Origin of the sequence: Enterobacter asburiae, assembly GCF_001521715.1 — a bacterium.
GTDB lineage: Bacteria > Pseudomonadota > Gammaproteobacteria > Enterobacterales > Enterobacteriaceae > Enterobacter > Enterobacter asburiae.
Window position 1 is genome coordinate 2,522,303 of record NZ_CP011863.1, and the last position, 15,912, is coordinate 2,538,214.

Consider the following 15,912-nt stretch of genomic DNA (forward strand, 5'->3'; position numbering starts at 1 on the left):
AGGAGTAACGGTTTTATATACCGTTTGGTGATTTAGAAGCAGAAAAGGGAATAAGGGTGAGGCCTGATGCCCTCACCCCAGCCCTCTCCCGCAGGGAGAGGGAGAAAGGACATTACAGCGTCAGCAGACGCTCAACGGACGGCGCAAAGTAGTAGCCGCCGGTCACCGGTTTGGTGAAGCGCAGCATGGCGTCGCGCTTGCCGTCGGTATCGCCAAACATGCTCAGCAGCTGCTGCTCAATGTTATGCAGGCGCGCGCAGTACGCGCAGAAGTAAAGGCCGTGCGTGCCGCTTGCCGTGCCGTACGGCAGGCTCTGGCGAACAATCTTCAGCCCTTTACCGTCTTCCTTCAGGTCAACGCGGGTCAGGTGAGAGGTAACGGGACGGTCGTCGCCGTCGATCTCTTCATTGGCTTCTTTAGTACGACCAATCATCATCTCCTGGTCGTGCACGCTCATGCGGTTAAGCTGCTTGAGGTTGTGCTCCCAGCGCTGCACGAACACGTAGCTGCCGCCCGCGTCCACGCCGTCTTTGATCACCGCCACGTCGCGACGCGTCTCTTCACCCGCCGGGTTTTCGGTGCCGTCGACGAAGCCGCTCAGATCGCGCTCTTCCACCCAGCGGAAGCCGTGAACCTCTTCCTGTACCTCAATGCTGTCGCCAAAGGCCGCTACTGCCGCCTGGGCAACGGAGAAATTTACGTCGTGACGCAGGGAGAGAATGTGGACCAGCACGTCGTACTGGGTTGCCGGAGCCAAACCTTTGCCGTAAGGGATGAATTCTTTCAGCTCTTCCGCCCCTTCGCCACCGCTCAGCTGACGCCAGACGTTATTGCCAAAGGCAACAACGGCGCCGAGGTGGGCTTCCGGGAATTTGGCCTGGAAGGTCGCCAGCTTATCAACAAACGCTTTACTGGCCGCACGCAGGGCATCCACGTCCCCTTTAACATTGGCTTCAATCCAAATCGCCGCGCGGCAATGTTCTGGCAAAATGCCACTCTGAACCTGAGACATCGCTCCTCCTGAAATAAAGATGCCACGTCAGCGTGGCATTGATGGCGGCTATTATACCCGGATTTCAGCGAGGCGGTTTGTTCAGGCGCAAATTACTGCTTCCAGAGTATTTTGCTCACTTTCCAGCTCTTAAGCGTGTCGTCAGACGGCATCAGACCTTCCGGACCGCTCCAGGTTCCGGTGAAGACATAGCTGATGTGCTGGCTGCCTTCAGCCTTACATTCCACCGCGACCTTGTCGTCAGACGGCACGCTGGTGCAGTTGCCAAAGGCCTGCTTATAAAGCTCGCTAAACGGCGTACCCACCTTTACACCGCTCGCCGTCGGGATATCTTCATCCATCACGGCAATTCGGTTTACCGTGCCTTTGTCACCGTTGATCACCAGCGCCAGCTTGTCGCCCTTCAGCGCTTCGTAATAGCGAACAATATTGCCATTCTCCGTTTTCATGCCGCTGCGCAGGCGGTAATCGCCGCTGAGCGCATCCTGAATAGCATTCTGATCCAGCTCCGTCGCGGCGGTAATTTTCCCCACGCCCTGCTCGGTCACTTCCGTTGATGAGCCAAACCAGTTCCACGGATACGCAGCGGACCAGTTAATGGAGGAGAGCGTCGAACAGCCGGTCAACGCCAGCGGGAGAGCGCATAAAAGTAAACGCAGCGATTTCATTGAAACGTCCTTTCTTGTTAAATCAACGCTTGTTGGAGTGCGACATCGGCAAAAAGTGCCGGATTAATCATCCTGATGCGCAAAACAGGCGCGAAGACGCGGGTTGGTCAGCAGCCACAGCAGGGCCACAATATCGGCAACCACCAGCGCAACGCCGGTGCCCGTCAGCGGTTCACCGTACCACCAGAGTACCGGCTGCCAGAAGAGCAGCGCAACCTGGGCGAGGATCAGCAGCCAGCGAAGCGCGCGCCAAAAGCGTGGTATCAAATGCCGCCGTCCGCTGACCAAAAAAGCCAGTACGGCCGGAATGCCCGGCAGTAATCCGATCCAGAATGCATCGTGATCGGGATAGAAGAGATTCAGCAGCGTATCGCCCTGCCCGCGCGACGCTCCGGCCATTACAAACAGCACCCAGGTGCGGGCCTGGAGCAGCAGAACGCACCAGAATAAAAAGGGCAGCCTGACGCGGCCCTGCGCGTCATAGTCTGCCGGGTGGATCTCAGTACTCTTCATCTTCGATCAGACGCTTTCCTAAACTCAGCACGTCGGAATGCTCGTAGCCCAGACGCTCATACATGCCCAGCACCACGTCGTTATCTTCCCGCACCATGATCTGGATTTTCGGGCAGCCGCGGGCGATCAGCTTCTTCTCAAGCCGGTTCAGCAGCGCATTGGCGATGCCGCGGCCACGGTATTCCGGGTGGACGCCCAGATAATAGGCCGAGCCGCGGTGGCCGTCGTAACCGCCCATTACCGTCCCCACAACCTCACCGTTGACTTCCGCGACCAGAAACAGACTGACGTCGTGATTCACCTTACGTTCGATATCCATTTCCGGATCGTTCCACGGACGCAGCAGATCGCAGCGCTCCCAAAGGGTGATCACCTCTTCGAAATCTTCATGGCGAAAAACGCGTATCTCCATGGTATTAACCGCCTTTTCGGGTTTAAAAACAGTGATTATGGCGCGAAGCTCGCCTTTCGCCAATAACCGGGGAAAATCTCGCCAAAATTTGGCATAATGTCACTTTGTCACGTATTGAAATGAAAAGTAAAACAATTCTCAATATGGACTGTCGTAACGGGAAACACGATACGATATAACACCAGGACCCCATTTTTTAGTATTCAGGCCGCATGAGCACATTCAAACCATTAAAAGCACTCACATCGCGTCGTCAGGTTCTCAAAGCGGGGCTGGCGGCCTTAACGTTAACGGGTATCGCAAAGCAGGCTCAGGCGAAAGACGAGAGCACGCTCAAAACCAGTAACGGACACAGCAAACCGAAAACCAAAAAGCCGGGCGCGAAGCGTCTGGTGATGCTCGATCCGGGCCACGGCGGTATTGATACCGGCGCTATCGGCAAAAACGGGTCGAAAGAAAAACACGTCGTGCTGGCAATTGCAAAAAACGTGCGCGCAATTTTACGCAGCAACGGCATTGACGCCCGTCTGACGCGCTCTGGCGACACCTTTATTCCGCTGTATGACCGCGTTGAGATCGCCCACCAGCACGGTGCGGATCTGTTTATGTCGATTCACGCCGACGGTTTTACCAACCCTTCCGCAGCCGGCGCCTCGGTGTTTGCACTTTCCAACCGTGGCGCCAGTAGCGCCATGGCAAAATACCTCTCCGACCGCGAAAACCGGGCGGATGAAGTCGCCGGGAAGAAAGCCACTGACAAAGACCACCTGCTACAGCAGGTGCTGTTCGACCTCGTGCAGACGGATACGATCAAAAACAGCCTGACGCTCGGCTCGCATATTCTGAAGAAGATTAAGCCGGTGCATCGTCTGCACAGCAAAGGCACCGAGCAGGCGGCGTTCGTGGTGCTGAAGTCACCGTCCATCCCGTCCGTGCTGGTGGAAACCTCCTTCATTACCAACCCGGAAGAAGAGCGGCTCCTCGGCACCACGGCGTTTCGCCAGAAGATCGCCAACGCTATCGCCTCCGGCATTATCAGCTACTTTAACTGGTTCGATAACCAAAAAGCGCACTCCAGGAAACGTTGATGAAACCCGATGCTCAACTGGTCAAAACCTTCCTGCTGCAGCTGCAGGATGAAATCTGCCAGAAACTGGCTGCCGCAGACGGCGGTGAATTTCAGGAAGATAACTGGCAGCGAGAGGCCGGGGGCGGCGGGCGCAGCCGGGTGCTGCGTAACGGCGGCATCTTCGAACAGGCGGGCGTGAATTTTTCCCACGTTCACGGCGACGCGATGCCCGCGTCTGCGACGGCACATCGTCCTGAGCTGGCTGGCCGCAGCTTCGAGGCGATGGGCGTCTCGCTGGTAGTGCACCCGCACAACCCGTTTGTGCCCACCAGCCACGCCAACGTACGCTTTTTCATTGCGGAAAAACCGGGCGCCGACCCGGTCTGGTGGTTCGGCGGCGGTTTCGATTTAACGCCCTACTACGGCTTCGAAGAGGATGCCGTGCACTGGCACACCACCGCACGGGACCTTTGTCTGCCGTTTGGCGAAGACGTCTACCCGAAATTCAAAAAGTGGTGCGATGACTACTTTTACCTGAAGCACCGCGACGAGCAGCGCGGCATCGGCGGGCTGTTCTTTGACGATCTCAACACGCCTGATTTTGATACCGCGTTCAGCTTTATGCGCGCGGTAGGCGAAGGCTATACCGACGCCTATCTGCCGATTGTCGAGCGTCGTAAAAATACCGACTACGGCGTGCGCGAGCGTGAGTTCCAGCTCTACCGCCGCGGGCGCTACGTGGAGTTCAACCTGGTGTGGGATCGCGGGACGCTGTTCGGCCTGCAGACCGGCGGGCGCACGGAGTCGATTCTGATGTCGATGCCGCCGCTGGTGCGCTGGGAGTACTGCTACGAGCCAAAAGAAGGCAGCCCGGAGGCTGCCTTGCGTGAGTTTATTCAGGTTCGGGACTGGGTGTAGCCCTCCCCTCACCCCGGCCCTCTCCCTTTGGGAGAGGGTTAGGGTGAGGGTAAAAATTACAGCGGCTGCGTCTGCGCCTCAACCACCGCCAGCGCCACCATGTTCACGATACGACGCACGGAGGCAATCGGCGTTAACACATGCACCGGTTTCGCCACGCCCATCAGTACCGGTCCTACGGTCACCCCTTCAGAGCTGGAGACGCGCAGCAGGTTATAGCTGATACGCGCCGCTTCCACGTTCGGCATAATCAGTATATTCGCCGATCCCTTCAGCGGGCTGTCCGGCATACGTTCGTTACGAATGCTCTCCACCAGCGCGGCATCGCCGTGCATTTCCCCGTCAATCATCAGCTCCGGCGCACGCTCGCGCACCAGCTCCAGCGTCTGGCGCATTTTGCAGGCCGCCGCGGATTTAGACGAACCAAAGTTAGAGTGCGACAGCAGCGCCACCTTCGGCTCGATGCCAAAGCGACGCACGGTCTCGGCGGCCATCACGGTAATCTCCGCTAGCTCGTCCGGGGTCGGATCGTCGTTAACGTAGGTATCCGCAATAAAGGTGTTGCCGCTTGGCAGCAGCAGCGCGTTCATCGCCCCGGCGGTATGGACGCCGTCGCGATAGCCGAAGATTTCCTGCACCACGCTAAAGTGCTCGTGGTAATCGCCGATGGTGCCGCAGATCAGCGCATCCGCCTCGCCGCGATGAACCATGATCGCGCCGATCACCGTCGTGTTGCTGATGACGGCTTTCTGCGCCTGCTCCTGGGTGATCCCCCGGCGCTTCATGATCGCGTAGTATTCGCTCCAGTACTCTTTGAAGCGCGGATCGGATTCGTTGTTAACGATCTCGAAGTCGACGCCCGGCTTAATCTGCAGGCCCAGCTTCTGGATACGCATTTCAATCACGCTCGGACGACCAATCAGGATCGGTTTCGCCAGGCCTAAGGTGATCAGCTCCTGGGTGGCGTGCAGCACGCGCGCCTCTTCCCCTTCCGCCAGCACCACGCGCTTCGCGTCGGCGCGCGCCTGGGAGAAGATAGGCTTCATGAACAGGTTCGTTTTGTAGACGAACTCGGTGAGCTTATCGACGTACGCGTCGAAATCATGAATCGGACGCGTCGCCACGCCGGAGTCCATCGCCGCTTTGGCAACGGCTGGCGCAATTTTGACAATCAGGCGCGGGTCGAACGGTTTGGGAATGATGTAGTCCGGGCCGAAGCTCAGATCCTGATCGCCGTACGCAGACGCGACCACTTCGCTCTGCTCGGCGTGCGCCAGCTCCGCGATGGCGTGAACGGCGGCAAGCTTCATCTCTTCGTTGATCGCCGTTGCGCCGACGTCCAGCGCGCCGCGGAAGATGAACGGGAAGCAGAGCACATTGTTGACCTGGTTCGGGTAGTCCGAACGGCCGGTACAGATGATGGCGTCTTCACGCACCGCTTTCGCCAGCGGCGGCAGGATTTCGGGCTCAGGGTTCGCCAGGGCCAGGATCATTGGCGCACGCGCCATCTTCTTCACCATCTCCTGGGTCAGTACTTTCGGACCCGAGCAGCCGAGGAAGATATCCGCGCCGTCAATCACGTCGTCCAGGGTGCGTTTACCGTCGTCGTCGACCGCGTACGCCGCTTTGGTTTCCGCCATGTTCGGCTCGCGGTCTTTATAGATAACGCCTTTGGAGTCGCAGACCACAATGTTGTGTTTCTGCATACCCAGCGCCACCAGCAGGTTCATACAGGCGATGGCCGCGGCGCCTGCACCAGAGACCACCATGCGCACGTCGGAGAGATTTTTCTCTACCACGCGCAGGCCGTTGAGAATCGCGGCGGTGCTGATAATCGCGGTCCCGTGCTGGTCATCATGGAACACGGGAATGTTCATACGCTCGCGCAGCTTCTGCTCGATATAGAAACATTCCGGCGCTTTGATGTCTTCCAGGTTGATCCCGCCGAAGGTCGGCTCCAGCGCGGCCACCACGTTGATGAATTTGTCAGGATCGAGTTCATCCACCTCGATGTCGAACACGTCGATACCGGCGAATTTCTTGAACAGTACCCCCTTCCCTTCCATCACCGGCTTACCGGCCAGCGCGCCGATGTTGCCCAGCCCCAGCACCGCCGTGCCGTTAGAGATCACGGCGACAAGGTTGCCGCGCGCGGTATATTTGTAGGCCGCCAGCGGGTCTTTTTCGATTTCCAGACACGGTGCAGCCACGCCCGGCGAATAGGCCAGCGCCAGATCGCGCTGGGTTGCCAGCGGCTTGGTTGGGGAGACCTGGATTTTCCCCGGGACAGGAAACTCGTGAAAATCGAGGGCACTCTGTTTCAACTGCTCATCCATCTTATTTTTCCTTTCACGTATCGGTCAAAAGGGTGACGTAAGCGATCCTGATGCACACCCTGGTGTGCCGCCTAGTATCGCCTCAGGCCGCCTCCTAAACTTTGAAGGCAGCCAAACTCTCACCATCACACATTAAAAATTGTTATCAATTTATAACAGCCATGTTACCCGTCTCAAAAGCAATGCCTCCCCCGTCTGCTATGCTTTTTTGTTAAGTCCATCATGATTTTTCCAGAAGTGTGAACTAACGCACTCATCTAACTCTTTTATTTCCAAGGAGTAATCATTTATGAACCAGCTAGACGGCATCAAAAAATTCACCACCGTGGTTGCTGACAGCGGCGATATCGAGTCGATTCGCCACTATCAGCCGGAGGACGCGACCACTAACCCTTCGCTACTGCTCAAAGCTGCAGGGCTTGCCCATTTTAGCCATCTGATTGATGACGCCATTGCCTACGGTAAACAGCGCGGTAAAACGCAGGAGCAGCAGGTCGCCGAAGCCAGCGACAAGCTGGCGGTTAATTTTGGTGCGGAAATTCTTAAAAGCATCCCGGGCCGCGTCTCGACCGAAGTCGACGCCCGCCTCTCGTTCGATAAAGAAAAGAGCATTAATAAGGCGCGTCGCCTGGTGGAACTGTACGAGGAGCAGGGGATCGATAAATCACGCATTCTGATCAAGCTGGCGTCCACCTGGGAAGGCATCCGCGCGGCAGAGGTGCTGGAGAAAGAAGGTATCCACTGCAACCTGACCCTACTGTTCTCGTTTGCCCAGGCGCGCGCCTGCGCTGAAGCGGGCGTGTTCCTCGTCTCGCCGTTTGTCGGGCGCATCTACGACTGGTATCAGGCGAAACAGCCGATGGATCCATACGTGGTGGATGAGGATCCGGGCGTGAAATCGGTCCGTAATATCTACGACTACTACAAACAGCACCGCTACGAAACCATCGTGATGGGGGCCAGCTTCCGCCGTACCGAGCAGATCCTCGCCCTGGCAGGCTGCGACCGTCTGACCATCTCCCCTAACCTGCTCCAGGAGCTACAGGACAAAGAAGAAACGGTGATCCGCAAGCTGGTGCCGACCTCCACCGTTCTGCCAAAACCGAAAGCCATGACCGAAGCGGAGTTCCGCTGGGAGCACAATCAGGACGCCATGGCCGTGGAAAAACTGGCGGACGGCATCCGCCAGTTCGCCGTCGACCAGCGCAAACTTGAAGATCTTCTCGCCGCCAAACTTTAACCTTGCCACGGAGTGAACTATGTCCCGTAAAGAGCTAGCCAATGCCATTCGCGCCCTCAGCATGGATGCCGTGCAAAAAGCCAATTCCGGCCACCCCGGCGCGCCGATGGGCATGGCTGATATTGCCGAAGTGCTGTGGAACGACTTTCTGAAGCACAACCCGAATGACCCCACCTGGTACGATCGCGACCGCTTTATTCTCTCCAACGGTCACGCCTCAATGCTGCTCTACAGCCTGCTGCACCTTTCCGGCTACGATCTGCCGCTTGAGGAGCTGAAAAACTTCCGCCAGCTGCACTCCAAAACGCCGGGGCACCCTGAGATTGGCTATACGCCGGGCGTGGAAACGACGACTGGGCCGCTCGGTCAGGGGCTGGCCAATGCGGTTGGGCTGGCAATTGCCGAACGCACGCTGGCGGCGCAGTTTAACCAGCCGGACCACGAGATTGTCGACCACTATACCTACGTGTTTATGGGTGACGGCTGCCTGATGGAGGGGATTTCCCATGAGGTCTGCTCCCTGGCGGGCACGCTGGGGCTCGGCAAACTGATTGGCTTCTACGATCACAACGGCATCTCCATCGACGGGGAGACCGAAGGCTGGTTTACCGACGACACGGCAAAACGCTTTGAAGCCTATCACTGGCACGTGGTGCACGAGATCGACGGCCACGACCCTGAAGCGGTGAAAAAAGCGATTCAGGAAGCGCAGAGCGTGAAGGATAAACCGTCCCTGATTATCTGCCGCACGGTCATCGGCTTCGGCTCACCGAACAAGGCGGGCAAAGAGGAGGCGCACGGCGCGGCGCTGGGCGAGGAGGAAGTCGCGCTGACCCGGCAAAAGCTGGGGTGGAAACATCCACCGTTTGAGATCCCGAAAGAGATCTACAGAGCCTGGGATGCCCGTGAGGCGGGTGAAAAGGCCCAGCAGTCCTGGAACGAGAAGTTTGCCGCCTACAAAAAAGCGCACCCGGATCTCGCCGCCGAGTTTTCCCGCCGCATGAGCGGCGGCCTGCCGGAGGACTGGGACGATAAAACCCAGGCGCTGATTGAAAACCTGCAGTCCAACCCGGCGAAGATCGCCACCCGCAAGGCGTCGCAAAATACCCTGAACGCAATCGGCCCTCTCCTGCCCGAACTGCTCGGCGGCTCGGCGGATCTGGCGCCCAGCAACCTGACCATCTGGTCGGGCTCAAAATCGCTGAAAGAGGACATTGCCGGGAACTACATCCACTACGGTGTGCGCGAGTTTGGTATGACCGCGATTGCCAACGGCATCGCCCATCACGGCGGGTTTGTGCCGTACACCGCCACCTTCCTGATGTTCGTCGAGTACGCCCGCAACGCGGCGCGTATGGCGGCGCTGATGAAGGCGCGGCAGATTATGGTCTATACCCATGACTCCATCGGACTCGGGGAAGACGGGCCTACGCACCAGGCGGTTGAACAGCTGGCGAGCCTGCGTCTGACGCCCAACTTCAGCACCTGGCGTCCGTGCGATCAGGTCGAAGCGGCGGTGGGCTGGAAGCTAGCGGTGGAACGCCACAACGGACCAACGGCACTGATTCTGTCACGCCAGAACCTGGCGCAGATTGAGCGAACCCCGGAGCAGGTGAAAAACATCGCCCGCGGCGGCTACATCCTGAAGGACAGCGGCGGCAAGCCGGACGTGATCCTGATTGCGACCGGGTCCGAGGTGGAAATTACGGTGAAAGCGGCGGAGAAACTGACTGCCGAAGGCCACGCGGTGCGCGTGGTGTCCCTGCCTTCCACGGATATTTTTGACGCCCAGGACGAGGCGTACCGGGAATCGGTCCTGCCGTCCAGCGTCGCGGCTCGCGTGGCGGTGGAAGCCGGTATTGCCGACTACTGGTACAAGTATGTCGGGCTCAAAGGGGCAATTGTCGGCATGCGGGGCTACGGTGAGTCCGCCCCTGCCGATAAGCTGTTCCCGTACTTCGGCTTTACCGTTGAGAACGTGGTGGAGAAGGCGCTGAGCGTGATCTAGTGCGGTCTGCGTTGCCGGGTGGCGGCTACGCCTTACCCGGCCTACAAAACCGCCAAACCCTAGGCCGGGTAAGCAACAGCGCCACCCGGCATAAAACTACCGCGTGATCCACAGCGTGGGCCAGGCATCTGGCCCGTTCCAGTTGTCGCAGCTGGGCTCCTCAGCGTAGCGCACCAGACGGAAACGCTGGCCGTCAAAACGCCAGCGCGTCTGGATCCCGCAATCACCCAAACCGCGCCCCAGCGCGAGCGTTGTCAGCTCGCGCGTCTTTTCATCGAAGCTGGCGTTCATCAACTCCATTTCGCTCCCCTCGCCTGACGGCGTGAACGGCAGACGCAGCCTGACGCTGCGCGCGGTGAACGGTTTTTTACGCGATACCAGCCACGCCAGATCGACCGTGTTATAGGCCCCCGCCTCGCAGCTGACGATCAGCAGCGCTTTGTCATCGGTTAACGCGGTGACGCGCACTTCCCGACGGTTAGGATCCAGCGAGCACTGGCTGGCGTTCATCCGCCCGGTACCATAGTCCAGCAGGTCGTTCAGTTCGGCGTGAGAGAGCGGCGTCGGGGTCGGGTTGACGACCGCCACCTTTTTAAGGGCAGGAGCAGGCGGAACGCTTAACGGCGGATCGTCACCTTTCTTGATCCACGCGGTTTCGCTGCCGACGCGCTTTTGCTGCGCATCAATGAACAGCAGCGCGGCTTTCAGACCGCTCAGTGAAATGACCTGCTTACCGTCGCGCAGGGTCAGGGCCTTCCCTTCCTGGATGTTTTTCAGAAAGGCGGTGATGGTGGCCGCATCGTCCGTTTTAAGATGCCAGGGCGTGAGCTGCCAGCGCTGTTTGTCCAGCTTCAGGGGAACGTTATCCAGCAGCAGCCGGGGGGCAATCTCTGGCTCTTTGACCGAGGGCGCATCAAGACCGCCGAGATCGATACGCAGCGTGGCGTCCGTTTTCGCCCCGGCACTACGGGTGAGCGTCATGACCAGACCACGGTGTTCACCGGTATTGCGTGCGAGGCAAAAATTCTGGTTATTGCAGGTTACCTGCCAGTCGGAGAAGGCTTGCTGGGCAGGTGCTGCCCGCACCTGCGGCGCGAGGAGCACACAAAACAGGTAAAACAAAAAGACGCTGTAGCGCATGAATGACACAATCCCGGAACGAAAACGCTTAACTGGGCAGTATCTTCGTGTTCCCGCCGGGGTTGCTCAATCGGATTTATCAGATATACCCGAAAAACACGCTACTTCCGTTCGAAATCAGCGTTCATCAGCCCGGTTGTCTGTAAATACTGCAGTAATATCACCGCTTTACCATCCATGATTTCGCCTGAACGCATCATCTCCAGCGCCCGGGCAAAAGGAAGCTCCAGCACTTCGATATCTTCATCCTCCACGCCACCGCCGCGGTGAGTGCGCTGCGCGTCGCTGTATTCCGCGATGAAGAAATGCACAATTTCCGTTACGCCGCCCGGCGACATAAACAGCTCGAAGACCTTTTTGACCTCGCCCACTTCGAAGCCGGTTTCTTCCACGGCCTCTTTGCGGATACAAACTTCCGGCTCATCATCATCGAGCAGGCCCGCGCAGGTTTCAATCAGACGTCCGTCAGGGTTGCCATTAACCCATGTCGCCACCCTGAACTGACGGATCAGCACCACGCTCTGCTTTTCACGGTTATAGAGCAGAATGGTTGCCCCGTTGCCGCGGTCGTAGACCTCGCGTTTGTGGCGGATAACCTCACCGTTGTTACGCGTAAGGTCATAGGTGATGTTACGCAGGACAAAGTAGTTTTCAGAGAGAATTTTGTCTTTGATAACGTCAATTTTCAGGGTCATACGGGCTCCATAACACAATGAGTCGTCCTATACTACGCCGTGAATCCCGCTTTGTCGCCCGCCGGTTTAATGATGATTTGGCGCGTTAACCCCAAGCCAGTCGAGTATCCCCTGCGCCGCATGACGCCCTTCCGCCATTGCGGTCACCACCAGATCCGCACCGCGTACCGCATCGCCCCCGGCGAAGATCTGTGGGTTAGTCGTCTGATAACGGTAGCGGCTCTCGACCGAAGCAACGATCCGCCCCCGGTCATCCGTTTCGACACCCTGCGCCTGCAGCCACGGCATCGCATGCGGGTTAAAACCAAACGCCATGATGACCGCATCTGCCGCCATCACGAACTCGCTGCCCGCTACCGGAACGGGCCGACGCCGTCCCTGCGCGTCCGGTTCACCGAGCTTGGTACGCAGCATCCGGATACCGTTGACCTTTCCGTCAGGATCCAGCGTCAGCTCAACCGGCTGAACGTTAAATTCAAACGCCGCGCCCTCTTCTCGGGCGTTCTTCACCTCTTTCTTCGAGCCCGGCATATTGGCCTCATCCCGACGATAGGCGCAGGTCACCTTCGCCGCGCCGTGGCGTAACGCGGTTCGAACGCAGTCCATCGCGGTATCGCCCCCGCCAAGCACCACCACGTTTAAGCCATGGGTGTCGATGAACGGTTCGCTGGCCGTCGCCTCCAGCCCCATAACGTGTCGCGTGTTGCCCACCAGGAAAGGCAGCGCGTCATAGACCCCTGGCGCGTCCTCGTGCGGGATACCCGCCTTCATCGAGCGATAGGTTCCCACGCCAATAAACAGGGCGTCGTAATCGTGCTTTAACTGCGACATCGACACGTCCTGGCCCACCTCGCAGTTCAGCTCGAAGCGGATCCCCATCGCGGTAAATATCTCTCTGCGCCGCGCGAGCAACGATTTGTCCAGCTTGAATGCCGGGATGCCAAAGGTCAGCAATCCGCCAATTTCCGGATGCCGGTCATAGACCGTCACACTCGCGCCGCTGCGCGCCAGCACGTCGGCGCACGCCAGCCCGGCGGGCCCGGCGCCGACGATCGCAACACGTTTACCTGTCGGCGTGACGGCGGACATATCCGGCCGCCAGCCCATCGCTAGCGCCCGATCGGAGATATAGCGCTCGATGTTACCGATGGTCACGGATCCCGCCTCTTCACGTATTGTGCAGGCACCCTCGCATAATCGGTCCTGCGGACAGACGCGGCCGGTAATTTCAGGTAAACAGTTGGTCTGATGAGAAAGCTCGACCGCGCCGACGATGTCCCCCGCGTTGAGGCGCTCGATCCACTGCGGGATGTGGTTATGCAGCGGGCAGGTCCATTCGCAAATGCTTTGCTCGCCGCATTTCAGGCAGCGCGACGCCTCGCGGGCGGCCTGCCCGTCCCGGAACGGCAGGTAAATTTCATTAAAATGGCTCACGCGCTCTGCGGCAGCGAGTTTATCGGGCTCGCCGCGCGGCGGGGTTGTTTGCATCTGCTGCAGTTTGGTGCGCGAAGCGTCTTCTCTGACGGCTTCCGCGTGCCAGGGCTGCGCCTCCAGGCAGGCCGTGCGCTGTCGGCGCGATTTCGCCAGAGTATCAAGGACAGCAGGCGTCGCCAGTGACAGAACACCTGCCGGGCAATTTTCGATACAGGCCGGGCCGTGTGGCCGCGTCAGACAGAGATCGCATTTATTCGCCGAGGCCTTCACGCCGCCGCTGTCGAGCGGGGTGACGATAATCTCCATCGTGCCAAACGGGCAGGCCACCACGCAGGCCTTACAGCCGATGCATTTTTGTTGATTCACCTGTACGCTGTCATCGCATTTGCTGATGGCGCCGTTCGGGCAGCTTTGCGCGCAGGGCGCGTTTTCACAGTGATGGCAGGTGACGGGGCTACTCTTCTCGCCGGCTCGCAGGACCGTAATACGGGGATGAAAATGGCGCTCGCTCAGGACGTACTGCTCATCGTTGTGCGCCATCACGCAGGCCACTTCGCAGGCGCGACACCCGATGCACTGCTGGCTGTTAGCCATAATAAAACGATTCATAACCACACCTGTTTTTGGTTCAATAACCTTATTCTTTGTATGAATATGGTATTTACGCATCACGGCGCGATCGGGCAATGTTCAAATGCCCGGAATGCCGAATTATTTACAGTGAACCTGTAGCAGATCAATTTTATTCAGAGAGCCGTTCTGTGACCGTCAAACGACCCGTTTCCGGAAGCCTTGCCTGGGCTTTCTTTTCGATAATTGCCTTATCGGTGCTGACCAGCACCGTCGCGCTGCTGACGCTTGCCAGCAGCCAGCGTGACGCCGAAGCTATTAATATCGCGGGTTCGCTGCGCATGCAGAGCTATCGTCTGGGCTACGAGATGCAGCGCAACAGCCCTTCCCTTGCCGCGCATCGCGACAGCTGGCAACAGACGCTGAACGCGCCTGCCCTGCAGAAGCTAAACCGCTGGTACGTCCCGGACGATGTAAAAGCGCGCTACCAGCAGCTCCACGTGGCCTGGCTGGAAATGGATGCGCACATCGCCCGCGGCGACAGCGCGTGGTATCAAACCCACATTGAGGATTTTGTCGGCCGCATTGATGCCTTTGTGCTCGCCCTTCAGCACTACACCGAACATAAAATTCAGACGGTGACCCTGCTCTCGCTGGCGGGTGCTCTCGGGATCCTGCTGCTGACGCTGTTTACCCTGCGACGCATCCGTCGCCAGGTGGTATTGCCGCTTAACAATCTGGTGGCGGCCAGCGAACGGGTTGAGCGTGGCGAATTTACAACCCCGGCGCCGGATACCGCCCTGCCGAACGAGCTGGGCCAACTCTCCCGCGCCTTCAACCACATGTCCGCCGAGCTGGCTACGCTCTACCGTTCGCTCGAAGCCTCGGTCGCAGAAAAGACGCGGCATTTGCATGAAGCCCACCAGCAGCTCGACATGCTGTTCAAATGCTCTCAGGCGCTGAATACCGGCCAGATAGACAGCCACTGCTTTCGGCATATCCTGCAGATTGTCCATGACTATACGCAGATGAATTATCTCGAACTGCGCACCAGCGACGACTGGCGGCTGTCTGAAGGGACGGAGTCATATGGCATTCCTCTGCAGCACCTGCCGGTACTGATGCAGGACACCCTTTATGGCGAGCTGCGCTGGCAAAGCGAGACGGACAGCGTTCCCCTTCCGCTGATGAGAAGCGTGGCAACCATGCTCGGGCGCGGGCTGTACTTTAACCAGGCGCAAAAACATTACCAGCAGCTGCTGCTGATGGAAGAGCGCGCCACCATTGCCCGCGAGCTGCACGATTCGCTGGCGCAGGTGCTGTCGTATCTGCGCATTCAGCTTGCGCTGCTCAAACGCGCCGTGCCCGAGGAAAATATCCCGGCGCAGACCATCATCACCGACTTCTCCCGCGAGCTGAACAATGCCTGGCAGCAGCTTCGCGAGCTGCTCACCACCTTCCGCCTGACGCTGAACCACGCGAACTTACCCGCAGCGCTGCAGGAGTCCCTCGACGTCCTGCAGAGCCAGACGCAGGCGAAGCTGCATCTCGACTGCCGTCTTTCCTCGCTGGCGCTGGACGCGCAAAAGCAGGTGCATTTGCTGCAGATCGTGCGTGAGGCCGTGCTGAACGCCATTAAGCATGCGCAGGCCAGCGAGATCACCGTAAGCTGCGTGACCGCATCGGACGGTACGCACAGCGTCAGCATTCGTGACAACGGCATCGGGATTGGCGAAGCCAGCGAACCGCCGGGACATTACGGCCTGAACATTATGCGCGAACGCGCGCAACGGCTCGGCGGGATGCTGCACTTCTCGCAGCCGCAAAACGGCGGCACGCTCGTCAGCGTGACGTTCCCGGCGCCCGCGCCGTTAACGGGTAAATAACGGTAAATGAG

13 protein-coding genes are annotated in these 15,912 nt (G+C 58.7%); 5 read left to right on the top strand and 8 right to left on the bottom strand.

Annotation, left to right across the window (positions count from 1 at the left end; all coding sequences use genetic code 11):
* Positions 1-112 precede the first annotated feature (112 nt).
* The 4 genes from ACJ69_RS12335 to ACJ69_RS12350 all read right to left on the bottom strand — a co-directional run bounded on the left by ACJ69_RS12335 (position 113) and on the right by ACJ69_RS12350 (position 2,605).
* Positions 113-1,012 carry a Dyp-type peroxidase gene (locus ACJ69_RS12335; RefSeq protein ID WP_059347119.1) on the bottom strand — a complete coding sequence of 300 codons (900 nt, stop codon included), beginning with the start codon at positions 1,010-1,012 and terminating at the stop codon, positions 113-115.
* 92 nt (positions 1,013-1,104) lie between these two features.
* Positions 1,105-1,680 carry an RpoE-regulated lipoprotein gene (locus ACJ69_RS12340; protein WP_054830109.1) on the bottom strand — a complete coding sequence of 192 codons (576 nt, stop codon included), beginning with the start codon at positions 1,678-1,680 and terminating at the stop codon, positions 1,105-1,107.
* 63 nt (positions 1,681-1,743) lie between these two features.
* On the bottom strand, positions 1,744-2,193 hold the full coding sequence (locus tag ACJ69_RS12345) for a DUF2919 domain-containing protein (protein ID WP_029739985.1): 450 nt from the start codon (positions 2,191-2,193) through the stop codon (positions 1,744-1,746).
* Complete coding sequence (locus tag ACJ69_RS12350) at positions 2,180-2,605, bottom strand: GNAT family acetyltransferase (RefSeq protein WP_054830111.1); 426 nt, start codon at positions 2,603-2,605, stop codon at positions 2,180-2,182. Before ACJ69_RS12350 ends, ACJ69_RS12345 begins: the two co-directional genes overlap by 14 nt.
* A gap of 212 nt (positions 2,606-2,817) precedes the next feature.
* On the opposite strand from ACJ69_RS12350, the gene amiA reads away from it, so the two are divergent.
* Both amiA and hemF read left to right on the top strand, forming a co-directional pair.
* Entirely contained in the window at positions 2,818-3,693 is an 876-nt protein-coding gene (gene amiA, locus ACJ69_RS12355) for an N-acetylmuramoyl-L-alanine amidase AmiA (RefSeq protein WP_023308739.1), read from the top strand.
* Positions 3,693-4,592 (top strand): oxygen-dependent coproporphyrinogen oxidase, encoded by a 900-nt coding sequence (hemF, locus tag ACJ69_RS12360; RefSeq protein WP_029739984.1) that lies wholly within the window; start codon positions 3,693-3,695, stop codon positions 4,590-4,592. The genes amiA and hemF overlap by 1 nt, the downstream gene beginning before the upstream one ends.
* A gap of 56 nt (positions 4,593-4,648) precedes the next feature.
* On the opposite strand, the gene maeB is transcribed toward hemF, so the two are convergent.
* Complete coding sequence (gene maeB, locus ACJ69_RS12365) at positions 4,649-6,928, bottom strand: NADP-dependent oxaloacetate-decarboxylating malate dehydrogenase (RefSeq protein WP_023308741.1); 2,280 nt, start codon at positions 6,926-6,928, stop codon at positions 4,649-4,651.
* A 289-nt stretch (positions 6,929-7,217) separates the two neighbouring features.
* Between maeB and tal the strand changes: the two genes are divergently transcribed.
* Both tal and tkt read left to right on the top strand, forming a co-directional pair.
* A complete protein-coding gene (gene tal / locus ACJ69_RS12370; protein ID WP_033146157.1) occupies positions 7,218-8,168 on the top strand; it encodes a transaldolase in 951 nt (316 codons plus the stop codon).
* A 19-nt stretch (positions 8,169-8,187) separates the two neighbouring features.
* Positions 8,188-10,176: a transketolase gene (tkt, locus tag ACJ69_RS12375; protein WP_032659325.1), complete on the top strand. Its 1,989-nt coding sequence runs from the start codon at positions 8,188-8,190 to the stop codon at positions 10,174-10,176.
* Between the two features lie 96 nt (positions 10,177-10,272).
* Here tkt and ACJ69_RS12380 read toward each other — a convergent pair whose 3' ends face one another.
* From ACJ69_RS12380 to aegA, 3 genes are all read right to left on the bottom strand, one after another.
* Positions 10,273-11,316, bottom strand: coding sequence for a DUF1176 domain-containing protein (locus tag ACJ69_RS12380; protein ID WP_054830108.1), 1,044 nt, complete (start codon positions 11,314-11,316; stop codon positions 10,273-10,275).
* Between the two features lie 101 nt (positions 11,317-11,417).
* Entirely contained in the window at positions 11,418-12,011 is a 594-nt protein-coding gene (nudK, locus tag ACJ69_RS12385; protein WP_054830107.1) for a GDP-mannose pyrophosphatase NudK, read from the bottom strand.
* Between the two features lie 66 nt (positions 12,012-12,077).
* The gene (gene aegA / locus ACJ69_RS12390; RefSeq protein ID WP_059347120.1) at positions 12,078-14,054 is read right to left on the bottom strand and encodes a formate-dependent uric acid utilization protein AegA; all 1,977 of its coding nucleotides are present in this window, start codon (positions 14,052-14,054) and stop codon (positions 12,078-12,080) included.
* Positions 14,055-14,206: 152 nt separating this feature from the next.
* Between aegA and narQ the strand changes: the two genes are divergently transcribed.
* Positions 14,207-15,901 (top strand): nitrate/nitrite two-component system sensor histidine kinase NarQ, encoded by a 1,695-nt coding sequence (gene narQ / locus ACJ69_RS12395; RefSeq protein ID WP_059347121.1) that lies wholly within the window; start codon positions 14,207-14,209, stop codon positions 15,899-15,901.
* Positions 15,902-15,912: the final 11 nt, after the last annotated feature.

Coding starts and splice junctions, on each gene's coding strand:
- tal (WP_033146157.1), top strand. CDS start 7,218: ATGAACCAGCTAGACGGCATCAAAAAATTCACCACCGTGGTTGCTGAC.
- amiA (WP_023308739.1), top strand. CDS start 2,818: ATGAGCACATTCAAACCATTAAAAGCACTCACATCGCGTCGTCAGGTT.
- maeB (WP_023308741.1), bottom strand. CDS start 6,928: ATGGATGAGCAGTTGAAACAGAGTGCCCTCGATTTTCACGAGTTTCCT.
- ACJ69_RS12350 (WP_054830111.1), bottom strand. CDS start 2,605: ATGGAGATACGCGTTTTTCGCCATGAAGATTTCGAAGAGGTGATCACC.
- nudK (WP_054830107.1), bottom strand. CDS start 12,011: ATGACCCTGAAAATTGACGTTATCAAAGACAAAATTCTCTCTGAAAAC.
- hemF (WP_029739984.1), top strand. CDS start 3,693: ATGAAACCCGATGCTCAACTGGTCAAAACCTTCCTGCTGCAGCTGCAG.
- ACJ69_RS12345 (WP_029739985.1), bottom strand. CDS start 2,193: ATGAAGAGTACTGAGATCCACCCGGCAGACTATGACGCGCAGGGCCGC.
- ACJ69_RS12380 (WP_054830108.1), bottom strand. CDS start 11,316: ATGCGCTACAGCGTCTTTTTGTTTTACCTGTTTTGTGTGCTCCTCGCG.
- tkt (WP_032659325.1), top strand. CDS start 8,188: ATGTCCCGTAAAGAGCTAGCCAATGCCATTCGCGCCCTCAGCATGGAT.
- ACJ69_RS12340 (WP_054830109.1), bottom strand. CDS start 1,680: ATGAAATCGCTGCGTTTACTTTTATGCGCTCTCCCGCTGGCGTTGACC.
- aegA (WP_059347120.1), bottom strand. CDS start 14,054: ATGAATCGTTTTATTATGGCTAACAGCCAGCAGTGCATCGGGTGTCGC.
- ACJ69_RS12335 (WP_059347119.1), bottom strand. CDS start 1,012: ATGTCTCAGGTTCAGAGTGGCATTTTGCCAGAACATTGCCGCGCGGCG.